The following is a 19,829-nucleotide window of genomic DNA, read 5'->3' as shown; positions in this document are numbered from 1 at the left end:
CTAAATATACTCCTTAAACGCTTCGTCAAAGACCTCGGGTTGTGAAAGTTTTCCGTTCACCAGGTTGACCACTTCGATCTTTGCACGGGCACAAAGCACATTATCGGATTGACGGACAATCTCCTGATGAAAAATATATTTCAACCCTATCCTCTCCAGCCGGGAAACCGTACAAATAAACCTGTCCATTCCGATTAACGGAACTTTGTATCGGATTTCCACACGAGACACAACAGCATCAATTCCTTGTTTATGAAGTTGGTAAAAATTCAATCCCACCTTCTCCAGAAACTCATGGCGTGTTACTTCAAAATAATGCTGATAGTTGGCATTATTGACGTGGCCCTGCGTATCACACTCATAATCACGCACCTTCATTGTATATATAAAAATAGGATCCATAGAAAACGCACTTCGGGTTAAGTAATAATTACAAAAGTACGAAATTCCAGTATATGCATCAAGGCAATATCGGGCAAAAATCCTTTAAAAGCAAATCCTCATCAAGGTTTAACGACAGCAGTAATTTTGTTTGCAATTTTTAGAGCGGTGGACAATGTATTCAGGTTATCGTATAATTTTCCGTCCTTGCCCGAGTAATGGCTGTGTCCAACCGGCTTTAACTCCATCTCTTCCCGGCTATTTGTGTCTAATTTAGTCACATAAACCAATGCCGGCTGGCTCGAGGTCTTGTATTCATTGTCGCCGGGAAATTTGTTGTTTGTCCAGTGTTCGTTCCAGTCCCACGATTGGTTCAATTCCAGAAACAACGTATAAACCCCGTTCAACGGTTTGTCGGTGTTGAGATAAAAAACGAAAGAAGACGACGGCGTAGCTCCTGTATAAGCATCAGGGACAGGCTGTTGAGGAGTCGGCAACAACGTTCCGGCTTCATTTCTTATGTTTCGTTGATAAGCCCAATAAGGAAGGGCTGCCGGTCGCTGAATCTCGCCCGCCATCCATCGTCCGGCTTCGCGGCTCACATGTTTGAATACCCCAGTCCCGATGCTTTCGGACACATAAAGAGTTTGCAAAAAATTACCTTCGGAATCGGCTAACCAGATAGCAAAAAGCGGGTGATTATGTTCTTTTCCTTTCTCAAATTTTAACGTGATAAGGCTTCCCCCGTTTCTTTTCCCGTATGTGAATTCCTGAACTTGTCCGGGTTCTTTTTTTACCGAAACGCAGGAAGAAAGAGTTATGGCGAAAAATGCCACAAGCAACATAAGAATATTTCTTGTTGGATTCATCGTTTTACCGTGTTTAGAGTTTACATTTTAATGATTATCCCTACCGTAGGCAATACGGTGCCACTATAGGCGTCAATTATACGGATTCGCTGACGGTTTTCAGGATCGGCCGGATCATCCATAACGGCACCGTCAACATCCTTGTTGGTATAAATCGGCGCATTTCTCGATTTAAAGTTATAGACGTTCTGCACGTCCGCATAGAGGTTCAGCGTCCATTTCTTGTAATAGATCTCCTTATCTATACGCATGTCCAACTGATGCGCGTTGGGAAGGCGCAACGAATTGAAGTTGCTGTAATCGATATATGCCCGGTTGGTAATGTTCCAGGCCGCTTTATTTGTGGATAAATCCATATCCACGGGGGTATAGGGTGCACCGCCCACAAAACGCCAACGGGCAGACACGTTCCAGTTTTTCGGAAATTTATAACTACCAATGAGGTTAAGCAAGTGCTTCGTATCCCACGACGAAGGCCTGTAAACCCCTTCCTTATCAGTAAACTCACTGCGGAAAAAAGTGTATGTTGTAGTTACGTTCAGGTTGTTCCATTCCAATATCTTGCTGAAAAACTCAACGCCGTAGGCACGTCCCTTACCGGCAGACAAGACTTCTTCGTCGCCCACCTGGCCGTATTCCGTTCCTTTGCTTGCCAGGCTAATCCCATCGGAAACCGACAACGGATAATTTTCGTACTGTTTGTAAAACCCTTCGAGCGTCATTCTTACGTTGTTCTTCGGACGGAACTCCACGCCCAAAATCGCCTGGTTGGAAAAGATGTATTTCACCCCTTCGTTGCGATTGGCGTATTCTCCTGCTGCATTTTTAAACCCGAGCGACGTATAAGCCGGCTGCATAGCGTAACGTCCGAAGTTGGCATTCAAATCCCACTTGTCCGTAAGCACGTACGAAGCCGAAAATCGAGGCGACAACTGGTTCAGGGGATCCTTCATGTTGTCGTTGAAGTTGTTGCCTACCGTGCTTATCCCGAGCGACAATTTCAGGCGGTTCTTAAGGTATTCGTCCGAAACTTGTGCAAATGCCTGATATCCGAATAAGCCGAGTTGAGTGTTGTGGTAATTTATATCATTAACCGTGCCGTTCAGAAAGACTTTAGCTAAAGTTGAATTGGTATAACGAGCGTACTCGATACCTCCCCCCAGCATAAGTTTCACGGGTAAACCCGTATAAACCCGTTCAAAACGCAGTTTATTTTCGGCTTCGTCGGAGAGATAATCGAGTGTTTTGGGTTTGCTTTCATCGTTATCGAGGTATTTAAAGTTTTTGTTCCGAAGCATATTCCGGCTCAATGCCCACGTATCGAAAAAGCGGCTTCCGAAATGCTTGAATACTGTTCCAACCGTATAATTCCATTGGTTGTAGACAGGAAGGTAACCCAACAGGTAGCGCTGGGATTCCGTTCCGGATTCCTGCAATCCGGTATTCAACGTCATGTTGTCTATGGCACCGATACCGATGAAGGTCAACTCGTTCTTCGCGTTAATGTTGTACTTGTATCTCATCTGAAAGTCATTGTAGGTAGGCAGGAACGGCAGTCCGATAGCTTTGAACAACAACTGAAGGTAAGATTGCCGGGCTGATGCGATAAACGTTGAATTTGTCCCGGCAGGGCCGTCAACAGTAATAGCCGCATCAGATGCGCCGACCGAGAGCTTCGTATGCACACGGTCCCGGCTGCCTTCTTTTTGCCTGATTTCCATGACGGAGCTGAGCGCATTCGTGCGGTTAGCAGGAAAGGCACCGGTATAAAAACTGATTTCCCGGACAAAATCGGGGTTAACCACGCCGACAACTCCACCGGACGAGCCTTGCGTGGAAAAGTGGTTGATTATTGGGATCTCGATCCCATCGAGGTAAAAAACATTTTCTGAAGGGCCACCACCTCTCACGATCAAATCGTTCCGGTTAGGGTCCGTAGCCCCCACACCCGGAAGTGTTTGCATCGCTTTTGACACATCACGGTTCACGCCGGCACTTTTTTCAATCTCCTGCACTCCGATGGTCAATATTGAAACGGGACTCTCTATCCGTTTGAGGCTAAAGTTGGGGCGAACCACAACTTCTTCGAGTGAAATAGCCGTTTCGGGCAACTCAATATCAATAAATGTGGTTTGATTTCCCTGGACTTGAATTTCTGAAGATACGGTCGTTTCAAAACCGATAAAACTTGCCGCTAAACGGACAAAACCCGGGTCGATACCCGTGAAAATAAAGTTTCCATCTAAATCCGAAGTAGACCCGATACTGGTCCCTTGTATCTGAATGTTGGCAAATTCAATCGGCTCGTTTGTTTTCGCATTTAAAATACGCCCTTTGATGATACCTTTCTGGGCAAAGAGAACCGATCCGATAAAAATAAAAGAAAACACAATAACAAGTCTTTTCATAAATTTTATTTATACTAATTATAAATACATGGCAATAAATATGCCACTATTAACAAAAAAACAAGATTTTTGTTTTCTCCAGGCCTCCCCCAAGCTCTATTTTTTTTTCAGCCACTCCCGTGCATTGACAAACGCCTCCATCCAGGGTGTAACGTCGTGCTTACGGAATTCATAAGGATACCAGGCATTCTGCCACGGAAAAATGGTGCGCTCCAGGTGCGGCATCATGGCCAAGTGGCGGCCATCAGCCGAACAAACAGCAGCGGCTTTATAATCGGAACCGTTGGGATTTCCGGGATACTCGTCGTAGACGTATTTCGCCGCGATGTTGTAGGCAGACTCCTGTCCAGGCAACTCGAAACGTCCTTCGCCGTGTGCCACCCAGATACCAAGTTTGGTTCCGGCGAGTGATTTCAGCATCACCGAGGAGTTTTGGGGAATTTCCACGCTAAGGAATGCCGATTCAAATTTGTGCGACCTGTTGTGCTGCATTTTCGGATGGGCTTTCCCCGCTTCGGGATAAATCAAACCCAACTCCATCAATAACTGGCAGCCGTTGCAAATGCCCAGGCTTAACGTATCGGGGCGCGCATAGAAATTTTCAATGGTTTTTCTGGCTTTCCCGTTATAGAGGATACCACCTGCCCAACCTTTTGCCGAGCCAAAAACGTCTGAATTGGAAAACCCTCCACAGAAAACGGCAAATTGCACGTCTTCCAGTGTTTCGCGTCCCGATGTCAAATCGGTCATGTGCACGTCTTTCACATCAAATCCGGCGAGAAAGAGTGCGTATGCCATTTCACGTTCTCCGTTGGTTCCCTTGTCGCGGATGATGGCTGCGGTCAGTCCCGAACGCTCTTTCCTGTCGGGATTCAAATCCAGGTCTTGCATTTTCCCGGTAAATGAAGGCAGGAAATTAAATTGCAGCGGTTGTTTTTTGTAATTTTTGAACCGGTCCAGGGCGCATTCCTCGCCGCTCTGTTTTTTGTCGAACAGGTAGGAGGTGCGATACCATACGTCCCGAAGGACATCGATATCAAACTCCTGTTTGAATTCTCCTTTTTCGATGATCAGCCTGCGCTCTTCGATAGGGCGGGCAACGATAGCAAAACCAATGCCGTAATCATTCAGGATTTTCTCTACCAGGTGATGGTGTTTCACCTGAATAAGGACACCCGGATTTTCGGCAAAGAGAATCTTAATCAGGTCGGAATGACGGATCTTGTCCAATCGCGCATCCAACCCTCCCTGCGGGTTGGAAAAACACATCTCGAGCATGGCGGTAACCATTCCCCCAGCAGAGATGTCATGTCCCGCGATAATCAATCCGCGATTAACCAGCTCCTGCACAGCAGCAAAAGCATTTTTGAAATATTCGCTATCACTCACGGTAGGTGCTTCATCGCCAACTTTACCCAGTGTCTGCAAAAAAGCTGAACCGCCCAAGCGTAACGCATCGAACGAAAAATCAACATAATAAACGTACGTGCCTTTTATATACGCCAGAGCAGGAGAAACGATCTTACGGATGTTTTTCACTTCTGCAGCCGCGGAAATAATTACTGTTCCCGGTGAGAACACCTTGTCGTCACCGTATTTCTGCGTCATGGAGAGCGAATCTTTTCCCGTTGGAATGTTTATTCCCAAGTCGCAGGCAAAATCGGAACAAGCTTCAACGGCCTTATACAACCGGGCATCCTCTCCTTCGTTACGGCACGGCCACATCCAGTTAGCGCTTAACGAAACGCTTTGTAATCCATCTTTTAGTGGTGCGAGCACGATGTTGGTCAGGGCCTCGGCTATTGCCACTACCGACCCGGCAGCCGGGTCGATCAAGGCTACCTGCGGAGCATGTCCGATGGAAGTCGCCACTCCGGCATATCCCCTATAGTCAAGTGCAACTGCACCGCAATCGCTCAGCGGAAGCTGAATCTCTCCCTGACATTGCTGACGCGCCACTTTCCCGGTCACCGACCGGTCCACTTTATTGGTAAGCCAGTCTTTGCAGGCAACAGCTTCCAGCCTGAGCACATTCTCTATATATGTCTTCAGGTTATTCTCATCGTAGTCGGGGGAAGTATAGGTCTCTTCCACAGTAGCGTCGCTCATTACCGTTTTTGGTGATTTTCCGAAGAAATCTTCCATCTCCATATCAATGGGCATTTTCCCATCGGCTTGCTGGAATGTCAGCCTCATATCTCCTGTAGTTTCACCCACCACGTAGAAAGGTGCCCGTTCCCGTTCAGCAATCTGCCTGATGCGGTCGATGTCTTTTTCAGGGACCAACAAACCCATTCTCTCCTGGCTTTCGTTACCGATAATCTCTTTTGCGGAAAGAGTTGGATCACCTACTGGTAACTTCTCCATTTCAATTTTTCCACCGGTTTTTTCCACCAGTTCCGACAAGCAGTTTAAATGCCCGCCTGCACCGTGGTCGTGGATGGAAACGATGGGATTATCTTCCGATTCAGCCAACGTACGAATGACATTGGCCACACGTTTCTGCATTTCTGGGTTCGCACGCTGTACGGCATTCAGTTCAATTCCCGAAGAATATTCACCGGTGTTTACCGACGAAACGGCTCCACCGCCCATTCCGATCCGGTAATTATCCCCTCCCATCACAATCACTTTCTCCCCGGGCTGTGGATTGCCTTTTAACGCGTTGAGCTTATTGGCAAAGCCAACACCTCCGGCCAGCATGATTACTTTATCGTAACCGAATTTCTTGTAATTCTCGACGTGTTCAAACGTGAGTAATGAACCGCAAATAAGCGGCTGGCCGTATTTATTCCCGAAATCGGAAGCCCCGTTCGAGGCTTTGATCAGGATCTGCTCCGGCGTTTGATAAAGCCACCTGCGCTCCGGCAATATCTTTTCCCACTCACGCCCTTCTTCCATACGGGGATAGGAGGTCATGTAGACCGCTGTTCCTGCAGAAGGAAGCGAAGCCTTCCCCCCCGCAAGGCGATCACGAATTTCTCCTCCTGTTCCGGTAGAAGCCCCGTTGAAAGGCTCTACGGTTGTGGGAAAGTTGTGTGTCTCCGCTTTCAAAGAAAGGACACTTTCTATTTCACGGGTTTCGAAGAAATCAGGTTTATCGCCGCTTGCCGGCGCAAACTGTTCGATGGTTGGCCCCTGAACGAAAGCCACGTTATCTTTATATGCCGATATCAACGCGTTGGGATTTACGCCCGATGTTTTTTTTATCAATTGAAAAAGAGAACTTTCTTTTTCTTCTCCATCAATCACAAATTTTCCGTTAAATATTTTGTGGCGGCAATGCTCCGAGTTTACCTGCGAAAAACCGAAAACTTCACTATCGGTAAGTTTCCTGCCCATTTTCCGGCTCACATTGTTGAGGTAATCAATTTCGTCTTCGTTCAATGCAAGCCCCTCTTGCTGATTATAAGCCTCAATATCATCGATCAGGACAATGGATTCCGGTTGTTTATCGGTAGTAAAAATATCCTGATCAAGCTTTTTATAAATCCGTTGAAGCATTGGATCGTATTCCGGAACTTCACCGGCCGGAAAATATTCTTCTATCCGGGTAATGCCGGTAATTCCCATATTTTGAGTAATCTCCACAGCACATGTACTCCAGGGTGTGATCATCTCGCGTCGCGGACCGGTAAATTTTTCGTTTATCTCGAAAAAGGGAATCGGTTCCGCATTACCGAACAGCCAAATCAATCGTTCTTGAAGTTCATTCTGAATAGGATGTATTGCATCAACGGCAATGATGCTTTGCGACGGAGTTCTGAAAAAAGTGATCATATGAGTTTATCTTCTATTTAGTTGCAAAGTTAATCAAAACCTACGTAAAACCGGAGACAAAATCTTTTTTTGTAGGTTTTAAGAATGGAGGTATCTTTGCGACCATAAAAACCATAATTTCTTCGGTGCAGTCAAATGTTTGAAACTATTGTAAAAGGATTTATTATCGGCCTGTTGGTCTCAGCGCCGATGGGACCAGTGAATATGCTGTGCGTACAGCGAACGCTAAACAAGGGCAGGTGGTCCGGATTCATCACCGGTTTGGGCGCTCTGCTTTCCGACTTGATCTATGCTCTTATCACGTTGCTTGGGATGAGTCTTGTGGAAGATTTCTTGAAAAAAAACGAGTTGCTGATTCAATTAACCGGCAGTGTGGTCCTTATTTTCTTCGGCTATGTGGTTTTCCGTACGAATCCCCTGAAAGGATGGACACCCCAGGTCAAGATCGAAACGAAACACCATTTTCGCGATTTTATCTCCTCCTTCTTCATCACCCTGTCCAACGTGTTTATTATTTTCGTTTTCATCACCCTGTACGCCCGGTTCACGTTTACTCCCGTAACCGAAGGGAAAGGCTACCTGATGCTGGCACTTGTGGCAATTTCCGCGGGAGCATTGATATGGTGGTTCTTTCTTAGTTTGTTTATTTCACGGCTGCGTAAGCATTTTAACCGAAAGGGATTATCCATTCTGAACAAAACGATTGGGTTAATTTTGATAATTATCAGTGTTGTCGGAATTTTCATGTCGATATTCGGCGTTGCACTCTAGCCGTGTTTTCCTATCTCGATAACTTCCAGATCCCTGATATCTCCATTGTCTAACATAAACCGCAACAGCGTTCTCACCCGATGAAAACCATATTTTCCCGCTGCACCCGGATTCATGTGTAAACAACCTAACTCCTTATCGTAAATGACTTTTAGTATATGAGAATGTCCACAAATAAAAAGGCTAGGGGGTTTTGAAAAAAGTTGTGACCGGATTTTCGGGTCATATTTTCCGGGATATCCTCCGATATGTGTCATAAGGACATCTACACCTTCCAACGTAAACCGTAACGTTTCAGGATATATTCTCCGTGTAGAAAAATCGTCGATATTTCCGTAAACCGCCCTGAACGGTTTGAGACTCTCAAATTTTCCGGCTAACTCCAAGGAACCGATATCTCCCGCATGCCAGATTTCATCGCAATTGGCAAAATAATTTTCGTATTTTTCGTCCCAGACATTATGTGTGTCGGAAAGTAAGCCTATTTTTTTCATTCAGTTAAGATTGATGTAGATTGAAAACAGATTGAAAACAGATTGAAAACAGATTGAAAATAGATTGAAAATAGATTGAATGCAGTAGTGGGGGCATTTCCCCATTTATTCTTTTTTTATTGCAACAAAGTTACTAATTTTATTGTTTAATTAAAAAGATTAAAAAGCGCCAAATACAGTTATATCTTGGCTTTGCTTCTTGTATATCAGAACTTGAAAATCCGACTATGAGTAATCAAGAGTGGATAAATTACAAAATAGAAATAAGAGACAGATTGAGGGCTTTTTCCCTTGAGATTTTATCTTTGTCCGAAATGTTGCCTGAGAAAACACGCGGCAAAGTGCTCAATTATCAACTCACAAAATCGGGAACGTCAATGTACGCAAACTATAGGGCAGCATTGCGAAGCAGATCTAAAGCAGAATTTTTCAGTAAATTAACCATAGCAGTTGAAGAAGCTGATGAAACGGAAATGTGGCTCGACTTGATAATCGCATCGGGAATACTCACAACCGATTATGTAAAATCGTTACATGCGGAGAGCGAAGAATTGCTGAAAATTTTAGCTGCAATGAGAAAAAAATTATAAATTCAATCTCATTCAATCTATTTTCAATCTAAAAAAATGAACAACAATTCACCCTACAAATACTTTAAGCGCGACATAAGCTGGCTGTCGTTTAACCACCGTGTCTTGCTGGAAGCAAAGGATGAATCGCTTCCGGTTTACGAGCGGATTAAATTTCTATCGATCTACTCTTCCAACCTGGAAGAGTTTTACAAAATCCGCGTATCCGGATACCACAGTTCAATATTGAAAAACATCAGCCGTGACGAATCGGAAGAAGAAGCACTGCAAACACTTATGGAGATCAATAACGAAGTCACGGAGCAGGAAAAAGAATATTACCGCATATTCAACGAGATGATTCTTCCCGAACTGGAAAAGAACAATATCATTTTATATCAGACCGATGAGGTGGAGCCCTTCCACCGTGCCTACGTGGAGAAGTACTTTAACGAAGAGGTGTTTCCTTACCTGCAACCGATGATTATCCTGAAAGACGATATCCACTCTTTCATCCAGGATGGGCGTATCTATCAGGTGGTAAGCCTGGTGAAGAAAAAAAAGAAAAAGACAGGAGATAACTCCTCCTATACCTACGCCATCATGAAGATTCCTTACACCAAGGTACCGCGTTTCGTGGAACTGCCTTCCTTTGGAGGTAACCACTATATCATCTTCATTGACGACCTGATCAAGGCGAACATGCAGAGCGTTTTCCCTGGTTATGAAATAGTGGATTGCTACAGCATCAAGATTTCGCGCGATGCCGACTTCTCTCTCGAGAACGAGGATCAGAAAGATATAGCCGAGCGGATTCTGCGCAAGGTACGCAAACGTAAGATCGGGGCAGTGACCCGCTTTCAGTACGACAAGGACATGCCCGGTTACTTCCTAAAATATCTCTGTGAGGCGTATGAGATCGAAGAGGAGGAGCTGCTTCCCTCAGGACGTTACCTGAACCTGGCCGACCTGATGAAGTTGCCCAACCCGGTGGGTGACCGCCTCCGGCAGACACTGCCGCAACCGCTGCGGGTACCCGAGCTGGAAGCCAACAATTCGATTCTACGGGTACTGCGCCGCCAGGATGTGCTGCTGCACTTCCCCTACCAGTCGTTCAACTACCTGCTGCGTTTCCTGCTTCAGGCCGCCTTCGACCCGAAGGTACTGGAAATCAAAGTAACGCAATACCGTGTGGCGGAAAACTCGGCTGTGATCAACAGCCTGATCAGTGCGGCCAAGAACGGCAAGAAGGTGACCGTCTTCGTGGAACTGAAAGCCCGTTTTGATGAGGAAAACAACTACCTCTCTTCCGAGTTGATGCAACAGGCAGGCGTAAAGATAATCTACAGCCTGCCGGGGCTGAAGGTACATGCCAAACTGGCTTACGTGCGGAAAAGGAGTAACGATCCGGATGACCCGATCAAGGGATATGCCTACCTGGGTACCGGCAACTTCAACGAGAAAACGGCCCGCATCTATTCCGACAAGGGGTTGCTCACCTCCAACAAGGAGATTATCCGTGATATTGACGAAGTGTTCCGCGTGTTGGAGGGAAAGCCCTACATGCATGATTTCAGGCATCTGCTGGTAACCCAGTTCAACATGCTCTCCGCCATCCATCAAATGATTGAACAGGAAATCACAGAAGTAGAGAGCGGGCGCGAGGGGTATATTGTCCTAAAAATGAACAGTCTGGAAGACAAGGGGATGATCAATGCCCTCTATCGTGCCAGCGAGGCAGGAGTGAAGGTCGACCTGATTATCCGCGGCATCTGCTGCCTGATACCCAACCAACCCTACAGCAAGAATATCCGGGTAACGCGTATTGTGGATGCCTACCTGGAACATGCCCGTGTGTGGTACTTCCTGAACGGTGGTAAAGAAACGATCTACCTCACCTCTGCCGATTGGATGCAGCGCAACCTTCACCGTCGTATCGAAGTGGCTTTTCCGGTTTATTCCGAGCCGTTGAAGCGGCAGATCATCGATATCCTGAAGATCCAACTGGAGGATAACCAGAGCGCTGTATGGGTGAACGAGCATCTGGATAATGTCTTTAAAAGGGATACGGCATCACCGGATGACACACCTATCCGCGCGCAACAGGCAATCCACGACTACCTGAAACAGTCTACAGGACAATAAGCTAAGGGTCTCGGAAGATTTCCGTTTTCAGCTAATAGCTCGAAGGAACATCTGTGGCCAGCTCGCCATGTTGTGTAATATCCAGCCCTCTCTCTTCTTGAATTTCGGTTACCCGCATCGGAAGGATAAGATCGGTAAGTTTGTACAGCAGGAATGAGCCTCCGAAAGTGAAAGCACCTACGATAAGCAGTGCCAGCAAATGATACAGGAAAACGGTCGGATCACCGTATATAAGGCCAACGTTTTCGGCAAATACTCCCGTGAGGATCATCCCCGTTATACCTCCGATACCGTGGCATGGAAAAACATCCAACGTATCGTCTATACTGCTTCTCGATTTCAACCGGGTAGCAAAATAACTCACCAGCGACGCTGTGCAACCGATAAAAATACTCTGCCCCACCGTTACAAAACCAGCGGAAGGAGTGATGGCGACCAATCCAACCACCGCACCTACAGCAGCTCCCACCACCGATCTTTTTTTTCCTCTGGCGCCATCAGTAAGCATCCAGGTAACCATAGCCGTTGCCGATGCCAAATTTGTGTTCAAAAAGGCCTTGACGGCAAGTTCATTGGCAGCAAGCGCCGATCCTGCATTAAAACCGAACCAACCGAACCAAAGCAACCCGGTACCCAGTAAGATATAAGGAATATTAGTGGGATTATCGGTTCCACCGTCTTTTCGTTTTTTCAGGAATATGGCACCGGAAAGGGCTGCAAACCCCGCAGAAATGTGTACGACTGTCCCTCCGGCAAAGTCGAGAACACCCCACTTACGAAGAAAGCCTTCGGGATGCCAGGTCCAATGAGCCAACGGCGCATAAATAAAAATGGAGAAAAAGACTATAAAGACCATTAACGACGAAAAACGAATTCTTTCTGCAACGCCACCCGTGATGAGTGCCGGGGTTATAATAGCAAACTTGAGTTGAAACACCGCAAACAGGGCAAATGGAATGGTTGCCGAAAAAGCAGGGTTGGGCTGCAATCCCACATTGTTGAACATGAAAAAAGATGCGGGGTTTCCGATAAAGCCTCCCAGGCTATCGCCGAAAGCGAGGCTGAAGCCAATCAAAACCCAAATAACGCTGATTATTCCCAACGTGATAAAACTCTGAATAAGAGTAGACACAAGGTTCTTATACCGAACCATTCCTCCATAAAAGAAAGCCAGCCCGGGTGTCATTAAAAATACCAGTGCGGAAGCTATTAGCATCCAGGCAGTGTCAGCATTGTTTATCGCCAAGCTTGAAAATTCTGTGGATTTATCCATCGGAATTAGCGCCGAAACCGCTATAATGACAATAACAATAAAAGGCACCGTATACCTTCTTTTGGAGTTTTTTTCGTTCATACTTTGAAATATTTCTATAACCTAAATTATCTATATAATCTTAATATGCCACAAATATAATTATTTTGATTTATTTTACAATGCTATAATAGAATAAATATATTATTTATCTATTTATTATATCATATAGTCAACTCAAATGTTTCGAAAAAACTCTTACAAGAGACAGCTCTTATTGCCTGGGCACAAAAAGAAAGAGAGTGCCTCATATTTTTTGAGACACCCTCTTTCTTGTTTTGTTATGAAACGAAAAACTTAGAAGAAAACGTAACGGTTATCTTCTACTTTCAGTTTCTTTTTTAAGGTCTCCAAAGACTGCATCTGCAACATATATGCATTGTTACTTTGAATCAGGTCTTTCTGAGCCTTGGCATCATAGGTTTCAGTTCCCTGGGTTCTGCTCAACACATTAACCACGTAGACACCCATATTCCCTTTGGCAGGCGGTATCAGTGTATTCAACGGTGCATAGGCAGAGAAAGCATTCAAGGTCGGCTCAAAACCCAATCCTGTAATGTTCCGTGTAGTGAAGTTGACAAATTTTACCGTATCAACATTCGACTGCATTTCAGTAGCATAAGCATCCAGACTGGTCAGGTTTTTGGCAGTCAGATCGGAAATGATTTTTTCGGCTTTCTTATCGTTGCTCAGTCGAGAACGAATGCTCGTTGCCACCTCCTGTAAGGGGGCCACACCAGCCGGATAAACCTGATCTACACGGGCAATTATACGCATATTGGTAATGTCGAACTTACGCACGGTTCCCATTTTTTTCTCGTTTACCGCCCAGGTAACGACCTGACGTGATCCCGGGATCTGCATCAACGAAAAATCGTTTGCTGAAACACTCGCATCCGGCATAACAAAATATCCTTTTTGGGTGGCAAGTTCATTGAAGTTCTTGCTTACGTTGGGATCGGAAACAAACTGGTTGAGTTCGTTATCTACGTTGTTCGATGTTTTTTCACTGACGACAACAGGCATATTGATCGTTGCAATTTTATATTTCTGAACAGGAACGGTTTTTTCTTCCACCTGAAGAATAATTTGTTGCCCGGGAACTGTCATTTTAAAAGCCTGTCCCACCGGTGCACTGAATGCGGCTTTCACCACATCAATTCCAGCTTGCGCAAGATCAATCTCGCGAGCCCAGCCCACATCACCACCATTAGACTGTGGATTCAAGCTGTTTGCTACTTCTGCAAATGATTTTCCGCTTTGAATCTCGTTAAAAATACTGTCCACAAAATGAGTAACGATACTGTCTTGTCCCGCCATAGATGCATCGGGAATAGCCATCATTCTGAGATGAACGGAGTCGGGAGCTACCGTCTTGTCCAACAGTTTATAAATAGTAAATGCATCGCCTTCGCGAGCCGGGCCTTTGATGTCTGAAACAGATGCAGACTCCACAAATGATTTCTGACCTTCAGTCAGTGAATTCGCAGAAAGATATACATCCCTGAACGGCATGTCAGAATAATCGGCAACTACGGAAGCCGGATTTGCGGTTTCCACCAATTTCAGGTACGCTTCATTGGCTTGCGCTTCGATTTCGGCAAAATCAGCATCACTGGGAACGATCTCCTTCGTAAAATAAGTAATTTTGGCCAATGGGACATTCATCCGGAAAGCGTTTTTATTTTTTTCGTAAAACGATTTCACTTCCTGATCGGTAACCGAGACCGTTGAATCGGGTATGGTGAAGTAACTCTTCATCACATAGGCCATATCGGCATTTTGTTGCGACAAGTCAAAAGTGGTTTTTGCTTCAACATCGTTCACCATCACGGCATTGGCAAGCAACGTAGTGTATTTTTCCTGAAGACGTTGATATTTTACCATGTTTTCGATGAACAACCACATCGATTTGTATTGCTCAACTACAGCTCTCTCTTCCGGCTGTAGCGACTCAACCGGAGCGTTTACAGTGGATAAGAATTGCATCAGGCCTTCCCTGTCGAACATACCGGTTTGCGGATCGAGAAAGAAAGGAAGCTGTTGCAGTAATGGCGATATCGTTTCTCCGTGTACCAGATCGTTGATTTCTGTTTTTGAAACGGCTAAGCCAAGTTTTGCCGCTTCGTTGTCGAGCATCCGTTCACGAACCATCTGATCATAAACCGCTTCCCGGATTTGTTGAGATGTATTTTCGTCCAATGAAGTCTGTCCACTGATCATTTTTTGAAAACTTTCCCATTCGGTAATCCTGTCAGCGAATTCCTGAGTAGAAATCACCTGCCCGTTTACAACGAAAGCTTTATCGCGCGATTTGGCAAAAAGTGTGTTTCCCGAGGTGAATAAGTCTCCCAAAATAAATGCCAGTAACGCAATCCCGATAATGGCGACCAAAAACACGCCCTTATCCCTAATCTTCTGTAGTGTAGCCATTTAACTATCCTGAGTTTTTGATAAACAATTAATATTTTACATTCTTTTAAACAAGAGTGCAAAGTTAATAAAAATTAGAAAGATAACTCCATATTTTTGAAAAAAGTGATTCCCCTAGAGTCAACCAGCAAGTGCAATTTAGTAATAATTTTTGTAAAACTCTATTTTAGGATTGCTAAAGTCTAATTTTTCTCTTGGTCTTCTGTTTAGTTTATGCTGTATTTCTTTTACTTTCTCATCGGAATAATCTTTAAATGTTGCTCCTTTTGGGATGTATTGCCGGATTAATTTATTGGCATTTTCAACAGCTCCTTTTTGCCACGATGAATAAGGATCAGTGAAATATACCGGTACTTTCAACTTTTTTGTTATCAGTTCGTGTGCTGCAAACTCGGATCCGTTATCTGTTGTAATGGTTTTCAGTTTGTCCTTATAAGGCAGCAACATAGCAATGACTTCCTTGCAAACCTGCTTAGAGTCTTTGCCCATAGGCAGTTTTCTCATCATTATAAAGTTTGTATTTCTTTCTGTCATTGTCAGTATTATTTCCTTTTGTCCGTTTCCTATTATGGTGTCCATTTCAAAATCTCCAAACCGGCTTCCGTCGGCCTCTTTTGGCCTTTGGCGAATACTTTTTCTGTTGGGTATGTTAGTGGCAGAACCTACGGGTCTTTTTCTGTATTTGAGCTTGTGGCGGCAGTGCTTGTAAAGGTTTCCTCCCGATTTCTTATCTTGCCTGATCCATTGATAAATAGTCTCGTGAGAGATAGATATTTGATCATATTTTGCGAGATATCCGCTGATTTGTTTGGGCGACCAATCTTTGCGAATGAGACGGATTATTTTCTGTTTAATCCACTCCGATGTCGATCTATTGCCCGGTAAACGTTCTTTGCGCTCTTGGGCCATCTCTTGTGCCAAACGCCATGAGTAGCCTCCAGTTTTGTTTTTGTTACGGCTTAATTCCCTATAAACCGTAGAAATATTTACCTTTATCTGCTTGGCTATTTCAGACTTGCTTGTTCCGTTTTGTAAGCCTAAATAAATAGCATATCTTTGTTCTGAAGTTAACTGTTTGTATTTTTTCATAAGCAACATAATAGTTAATTTTAGGGAGACTTCGGTCTCCTTTTTTATTTTTTTATGTTGCTGATTGACTAATTGTTTTTTTCAAAACCCCTTAAGCACTTTTGAAAGGGGATTTTGGAAAAAAACAATTAAGATAAGAAGTGTAATGTAATCAAATCTTTTGCACTTCTATCTTGAACTTAGTTCCTGAGTGAAAGCCTTAATTAATAGTCAGCCGCACCACTTCTATTTTCCGGGCGGTAACTTTCAATATTTTGAACATATACTTTCCGATGATCACTGTTTCGTAGGTTTTAGGAAACCGCTGTGTGTGATGCAATAAATACCCGGCAACGGTGGAATAACTCTCCGATTCGGGAATATCGAGCCCATAATCTTCGTTTAAGGTATCAATTTCCACCCTCCCCGAAAGCACAAACTCTTTATCACCTTCCTGTTTCACAAAGCGGGCTTTGTTGTCATATTCATCTTCTATATCACCGAAAATTTCCTCTACCAGATCTTCCATAGTCACCACACCCGATGTTCCTCCAAACTCATCCACTACAACGGCTATGCTTTTTCGCTGCTGCATGAGGTCGTTCATCAATTTGCTGGCCTGCATACTTTCAGGGACGAAAGACACTGTGGCAATGCTCTTGGTCCAGTCCTGCGGGACATCGAACATTTCCCAAACGTGAATGTATCCGATAATGTCGTCAATATCTTCCCGATATACCAGAATTCTGGAAATACCGCTCTCGATAAACAAATCTTTCAGCTTTTCAATATCTTCGTCCACATTTATCGCCACAATATCCGCTCTTGGCACCATGCAATCACGCACGCGCATAGAAGAGAAATCGAGGGCGTTCCTGAAAATTTTCACTTCGGAATCCACTTCTTTTTCGTCAGAAATCTCTTCGAACCCTTTTCTCACATACGAATCCAGTTCCAGCCGGCCCAATGCATTCTCAGTTGTCCTGTCGGACCTCACGCCGAAAACAGCTAAAACGGCTTTGGAAAAAGAGACGAAAATTTTTGCAACGGGAAAGAACAGAACGTAAAAAAAGAAAGCCGGAACAACCAATACGCGTACCCAGAAGTTGGGTTTACGTACCAAAACAGCCCGGGGAAGAAATTCTCCGCTAAGAAGGATAATGAGAGTAGCTCCAACGATTATAAGTAGAAAAATCACAAAAGTATTTTGTGTAATATGTTGCTGAATGTAAGGGAAAGCTACCAGCAACGACAGGTACATAAAAACTACCTGCACCATGAGGTTTCCGAGCAGAAGCGTAGCCAGGAACTGACGCGGATGACTATAAATGGTATTCAACATCAGGTTGTAAAATCCTTTGTCCTTTTGTCTCATCGCAAATCTCAACTTATCCGATGACACAAACGCCACTTCCATACCGGAGAAGAACGCCGACAGGAAGAGTAAGATAAACCATCCGATTATTAGCGACGTGAAAGACATTGTTTATGGATTAAGGTTGTTGAATCTCATTGTATGGAATCAGATTGTAACTGCACCGAGTCTGTTGCGACTGGTCCTTCTTCAAACGGCAATCTGCCGTCATGCGGTCTCATGATCCGGTAATCTGTCATTTGCTGATTCGACTCAAAACCGTATCCCTTCAGTTCAAGCGCCCCCCGTTTTATCTCGATATATTTATCGGAATAGATCTTAGCCGTTTTTTGATCCCAAAAAAGCTCATCACTCTTGAATTCGTGCCCTTGCATATTCTTTACCTCAACATTCCCTTTCACGCGCCACAGGCTTTTTGCGTTGTAGTGCCAGGCCGTGTCAGCAATAACGGTAGCTTCGACATTAAACCGATCATCGAATCTTTCCAGGTAAAAGCCTTCGGGAAAATAAGAGAACGGTTCTTTGGCCTTGTCATATACTTCCCACACATCGGCTGCTATTTTATAACGGGTTTTCCCCGAGTCGGAGATAAGCTGCACGGCCGAATCCGTAACCATGGAAGGCATGGTTTCCGGATCGAATTTCATATGGACCAGCTTTTCATCTTTCTTTCCACACGATCCGATAAAAAGAAACATAACAACCCCAAAAACTGCGGTTGTTATGTATTTTAATATATATATCTGTTGTCGTTCTTTCAACAAATCGCTGGTTTTATTTCAACCTTACCGTGGTAGACTCACCTATCCATCCGGGGACAAAAACGGACTCACCTGCCTTGATACCCATCATGAAAGCCGTTTCGGTATCCATGAAATAACCGGAATAAGTATTGATTAAGCCATTTGCTTTTCCGCTAACGCTAGGATCAACGGATCTGGCCTTTTGTAACTTGTCAACTGCCGCACAGAAAACGAGGCCTCTCTTTTCGGTTTCCGGGAAAATATTTTGAGCCGATGCTGCATATAACTGTGCGATCAGGATATACGCTTCTCCGTTGTTGGGATTGAATTCCAATGCATCGTATGCGGCCTGGCGCGATTTGGCGAAGTTACGTTGATTTGAAAAAATACCTGCCAATTGCATCATGTAATCGGAAGCTTTATTTTTGTCTGTTTCCAATTGGGCACCTTCGTGGTAGTACTTGATGGCAGTATCGTAATCCTTATCTCTCAGGCTCTTGTTAGCCAACCCGATAGCTGCACCGGCAGAAGGTTCGAGTTTGTAAAGGTATTCCGACGCGGTAAAATACAAGTCAGATTCACTGCAACCTACCGATCCCAGGGCATTGATCACTTCGTTCAGAAATGCTTTGTCTGCCTTGTTGGGTTCCACCTTATCGGCATAGTAATCCGTGAGGGTCTTGCAATCGCCGGCTCCACTGCTTACAAATGCTTTCACGATACCTTCCTTCACCAATCCCAGGTAATCGGCATTTGCTTTATCGTTTGCGGCATTTGCTTTGCTGATAGCTTCGTCTACATAACCGGCAACGGTAAAATAGTCGCTTATATACTGATTTTTCTTGGACGGGTCAGTCAGAAACTGAGTAAGTGAGGCAACCATATAATAGGAATAAGCATCTTTAGGTTCCATCTCCGATTTCATTTCCTTAAGGGCTTCCCCTAACCATTGATAAACGACCTTCGAATCCGCTTTATCACCCATCAGCTCCATATAGTCATAGGCCTTGTATGCCAAAACGGTACCTTTTTTGTCATCCGAATAATATTTCAGTCGGGTATCGTATATCTCCATTGTTTTATCGAGATATTGTTTCTTTTTGGCAGCATCGGTCTCCGAAGCATATAAACTCTTGAAGATACGTGGTCCTAATATATATATATTTCTACTGGATGCGGGGCAGTTCTCGTAAACAGCATTCCAGGGCGTTAATGCTTCCTTATAATTTTCAGCCTTAGCAGAAGTCGTCATAAGGCTCAAATTCATACGGCATTTTACGCTGTCTTCCCCATGTCCGAAAGGAGCTTTTACCGGATCGTATCCTGCTTTCTGGGCGCTGAGACCTGCAATGGTTGCTATTGCAAGAAATCCTGATAATAATAATTTTCTCATATTCTTTTTTTTAATTTTTTTTTAATCCCGATTTTGGTTGTTAATAGGACAATATGTTAAATAAAAAGTTTAATCTGTTTTGAATTTA

At 44.4% G+C, this 19,829-nt stretch carries 14 protein-coding genes; 3 read left to right on the top strand and 11 right to left on the bottom strand.

The window, feature by feature from the left end; all coding sequences use genetic code 11:
* The 4 genes from AACM02_RS05470 to purL form a co-directional block, all read right to left on the bottom strand.
* Positions 1-402 (bottom strand): acyl-CoA thioesterase, encoded by a 402-nt coding sequence (locus AACM02_RS05470; RefSeq protein WP_339116304.1) that lies wholly within the window; start codon positions 400-402, stop codon positions 1-3.
* Between the two features lie 101 nt (positions 403-503).
* Positions 504-1,250 (bottom strand): hypothetical protein, encoded by a 747-nt coding sequence (locus AACM02_RS05465; RefSeq protein ID WP_214063350.1) that lies wholly within the window; start codon positions 1,248-1,250, stop codon positions 504-506.
* A gap of 20 nt (positions 1,251-1,270) precedes the next feature.
* Positions 1,271-3,658, bottom strand: a complete 2,388-nt coding sequence (locus AACM02_RS05460; protein WP_339116303.1) for a TonB-dependent receptor — start codon at positions 3,656-3,658, stop codon at positions 1,271-1,273.
* 96 nt (positions 3,659-3,754) lie between these two features.
* Complete coding sequence (purL, locus tag AACM02_RS05455) at positions 3,755-7,438, bottom strand: phosphoribosylformylglycinamidine synthase (RefSeq protein WP_339116302.1); 3,684 nt, start codon at positions 7,436-7,438, stop codon at positions 3,755-3,757.
* A gap of 135 nt (positions 7,439-7,573) precedes the next feature.
* Here purL and AACM02_RS05450 point away from each other — a divergent pair, with 135 nt between their 5' ends.
* Entirely contained in the window at positions 7,574-8,209 is a 636-nt protein-coding gene (locus AACM02_RS05450) for a LysE family translocator (protein WP_214063171.1), read from the top strand.
* On the opposite strand, the gene AACM02_RS05445 is transcribed toward AACM02_RS05450, so the two are convergent.
* Entirely contained in the window at positions 8,206-8,703 is a 498-nt protein-coding gene (locus tag AACM02_RS05445) for a metallophosphoesterase (RefSeq protein ID WP_339116301.1), read from the bottom strand. The genes AACM02_RS05450 and AACM02_RS05445 overlap by 4 nt on opposite strands.
* 227 nt (positions 8,704-8,930) lie before the next feature.
* Between AACM02_RS05445 and AACM02_RS05440 the strand changes: the two genes are divergently transcribed.
* The gene (locus AACM02_RS05440) at positions 8,931-9,293 is read left to right on the top strand and encodes a four helix bundle protein (protein ID WP_214063169.1); all 363 of its coding nucleotides are present in this window, start codon (positions 8,931-8,933) and stop codon (positions 9,291-9,293) included.
* A gap of 36 nt (positions 9,294-9,329) precedes the next feature.
* Positions 9,330-11,417, top strand: a complete 2,088-nt coding sequence (ppk1, locus tag AACM02_RS05435) for a polyphosphate kinase 1 (RefSeq protein WP_339116300.1) — start codon at positions 9,330-9,332, stop codon at positions 11,415-11,417.
* 31 nt (positions 11,418-11,448) lie between these two features.
* Here the strand turns inward: ppk1 and AACM02_RS05430 are convergent, their stop codons facing one another.
* The 6 genes from AACM02_RS05430 to AACM02_RS05405 all read right to left on the bottom strand — a co-directional run bounded on the left by AACM02_RS05430 (position 11,449) and on the right by AACM02_RS05405 (position 19,741).
* Positions 11,449-12,771, bottom strand: a complete 1,323-nt coding sequence (locus AACM02_RS05430; protein WP_286849376.1) for an ammonium transporter — start codon at positions 12,769-12,771, stop codon at positions 11,449-11,451.
* Between the two features lie 255 nt (positions 12,772-13,026).
* The gene (locus tag AACM02_RS05425; RefSeq protein ID WP_339116299.1) at positions 13,027-15,162 is read right to left on the bottom strand and encodes a peptidylprolyl isomerase; all 2,136 of its coding nucleotides are present in this window, start codon (positions 15,160-15,162) and stop codon (positions 13,027-13,029) included.
* A 138-nt stretch (positions 15,163-15,300) separates the two neighbouring features.
* The gene (locus tag AACM02_RS05420) at positions 15,301-16,251 is read right to left on the bottom strand and encodes an IS30 family transposase (RefSeq protein WP_238866016.1); all 951 of its coding nucleotides are present in this window, start codon (positions 16,249-16,251) and stop codon (positions 15,301-15,303) included.
* A 199-nt stretch (positions 16,252-16,450) separates the two neighbouring features.
* On the bottom strand, positions 16,451-17,713 hold the full coding sequence (locus tag AACM02_RS05415) for a hemolysin family protein (RefSeq protein ID WP_214063234.1): 1,263 nt from the start codon (positions 17,711-17,713) through the stop codon (positions 16,451-16,453).
* Between the two features lie 26 nt (positions 17,714-17,739).
* Positions 17,740-18,366 (bottom strand): LPS export ABC transporter periplasmic protein LptC, encoded by a 627-nt coding sequence (gene lptC / locus AACM02_RS05410; RefSeq protein ID WP_339116298.1) that lies wholly within the window; start codon positions 18,364-18,366, stop codon positions 17,740-17,742.
* Positions 18,367-18,379: 13 nt separating this feature from the next.
* Positions 18,380-19,741 carry a hypothetical protein gene (locus tag AACM02_RS05405; RefSeq protein WP_332456472.1) on the bottom strand — a complete coding sequence of 454 codons (1,362 nt, stop codon included), beginning with the start codon at positions 19,739-19,741 and terminating at the stop codon, positions 18,380-18,382.
* Between the last annotated feature and the right edge of the window lie 88 nt (positions 19,742-19,829).

This window comes from Petrimonas sp. (assembly GCF_963921705.1).
Taxonomy (GTDB): domain Bacteria; phylum Bacteroidota; class Bacteroidia; order Bacteroidales; family Dysgonomonadaceae; genus Petrimonas; species Petrimonas sulfuriphila.
This window is presented reverse-complemented; position numbering and strand designations above follow the sequence as displayed.

Bases quoted from the DNA above. Each gene is read 5' to 3' on its own strand.
- purL (WP_339116302.1), bottom strand. From the start codon at position 7,438: ATGATCACTTTTTTCAGAACTCCGTCGCAAAGCATCATTGCCGTTGAT.
- AACM02_RS05405 (WP_332456472.1), bottom strand. From the start codon at position 19,741: ATGAGAAAATTATTATTATCAGGATTTCTTGCAATAGCAACCATTGCA.
- AACM02_RS05470 (WP_339116304.1), bottom strand. From the start codon at position 402: ATGGATCCTATTTTTATATATACAATGAAGGTGCGTGATTATGAGTGT.
- AACM02_RS05460 (WP_339116303.1), bottom strand. From the start codon at position 3,658: ATGAAAAGACTTGTTATTGTGTTTTCTTTTATTTTTATCGGATCGGTT.
- AACM02_RS05465 (WP_214063350.1), bottom strand. From the start codon at position 1,250: ATGAATCCAACAAGAAATATTCTTATGTTGCTTGTGGCATTTTTCGCC.
- AACM02_RS05445 (WP_339116301.1), bottom strand. From the start codon at position 8,703: ATGAAAAAAATAGGCTTACTTTCCGACACACATAATGTCTGGGACGAA.
- AACM02_RS05440 (WP_214063169.1), top strand. From the start codon at position 8,931: ATGAGTAATCAAGAGTGGATAAATTACAAAATAGAAATAAGAGACAGA.
- AACM02_RS05420 (WP_238866016.1), bottom strand. From the start codon at position 16,251: ATGAAAAAATACAAACAGTTAACTTCAGAACAAAGATATGCTATTTAT.
- AACM02_RS05430 (WP_286849376.1), bottom strand. From the start codon at position 12,771: ATGAACGAAAAAAACTCCAAAAGAAGGTATACGGTGCCTTTTATTGTT.
- AACM02_RS05415 (WP_214063234.1), bottom strand. From the start codon at position 17,713: ATGTCTTTCACGTCGCTAATAATCGGATGGTTTATCTTACTCTTCCTG.
- AACM02_RS05450 (WP_214063171.1), top strand. From the start codon at position 7,574: ATGTTTGAAACTATTGTAAAAGGATTTATTATCGGCCTGTTGGTCTCA.
- ppk1 (WP_339116300.1), top strand. From the start codon at position 9,330: ATGAACAACAATTCACCCTACAAATACTTTAAGCGCGACATAAGCTGG.
- AACM02_RS05425 (WP_339116299.1), bottom strand. From the start codon at position 15,162: ATGGCTACACTACAGAAGATTAGGGATAAGGGCGTGTTTTTGGTCGCC.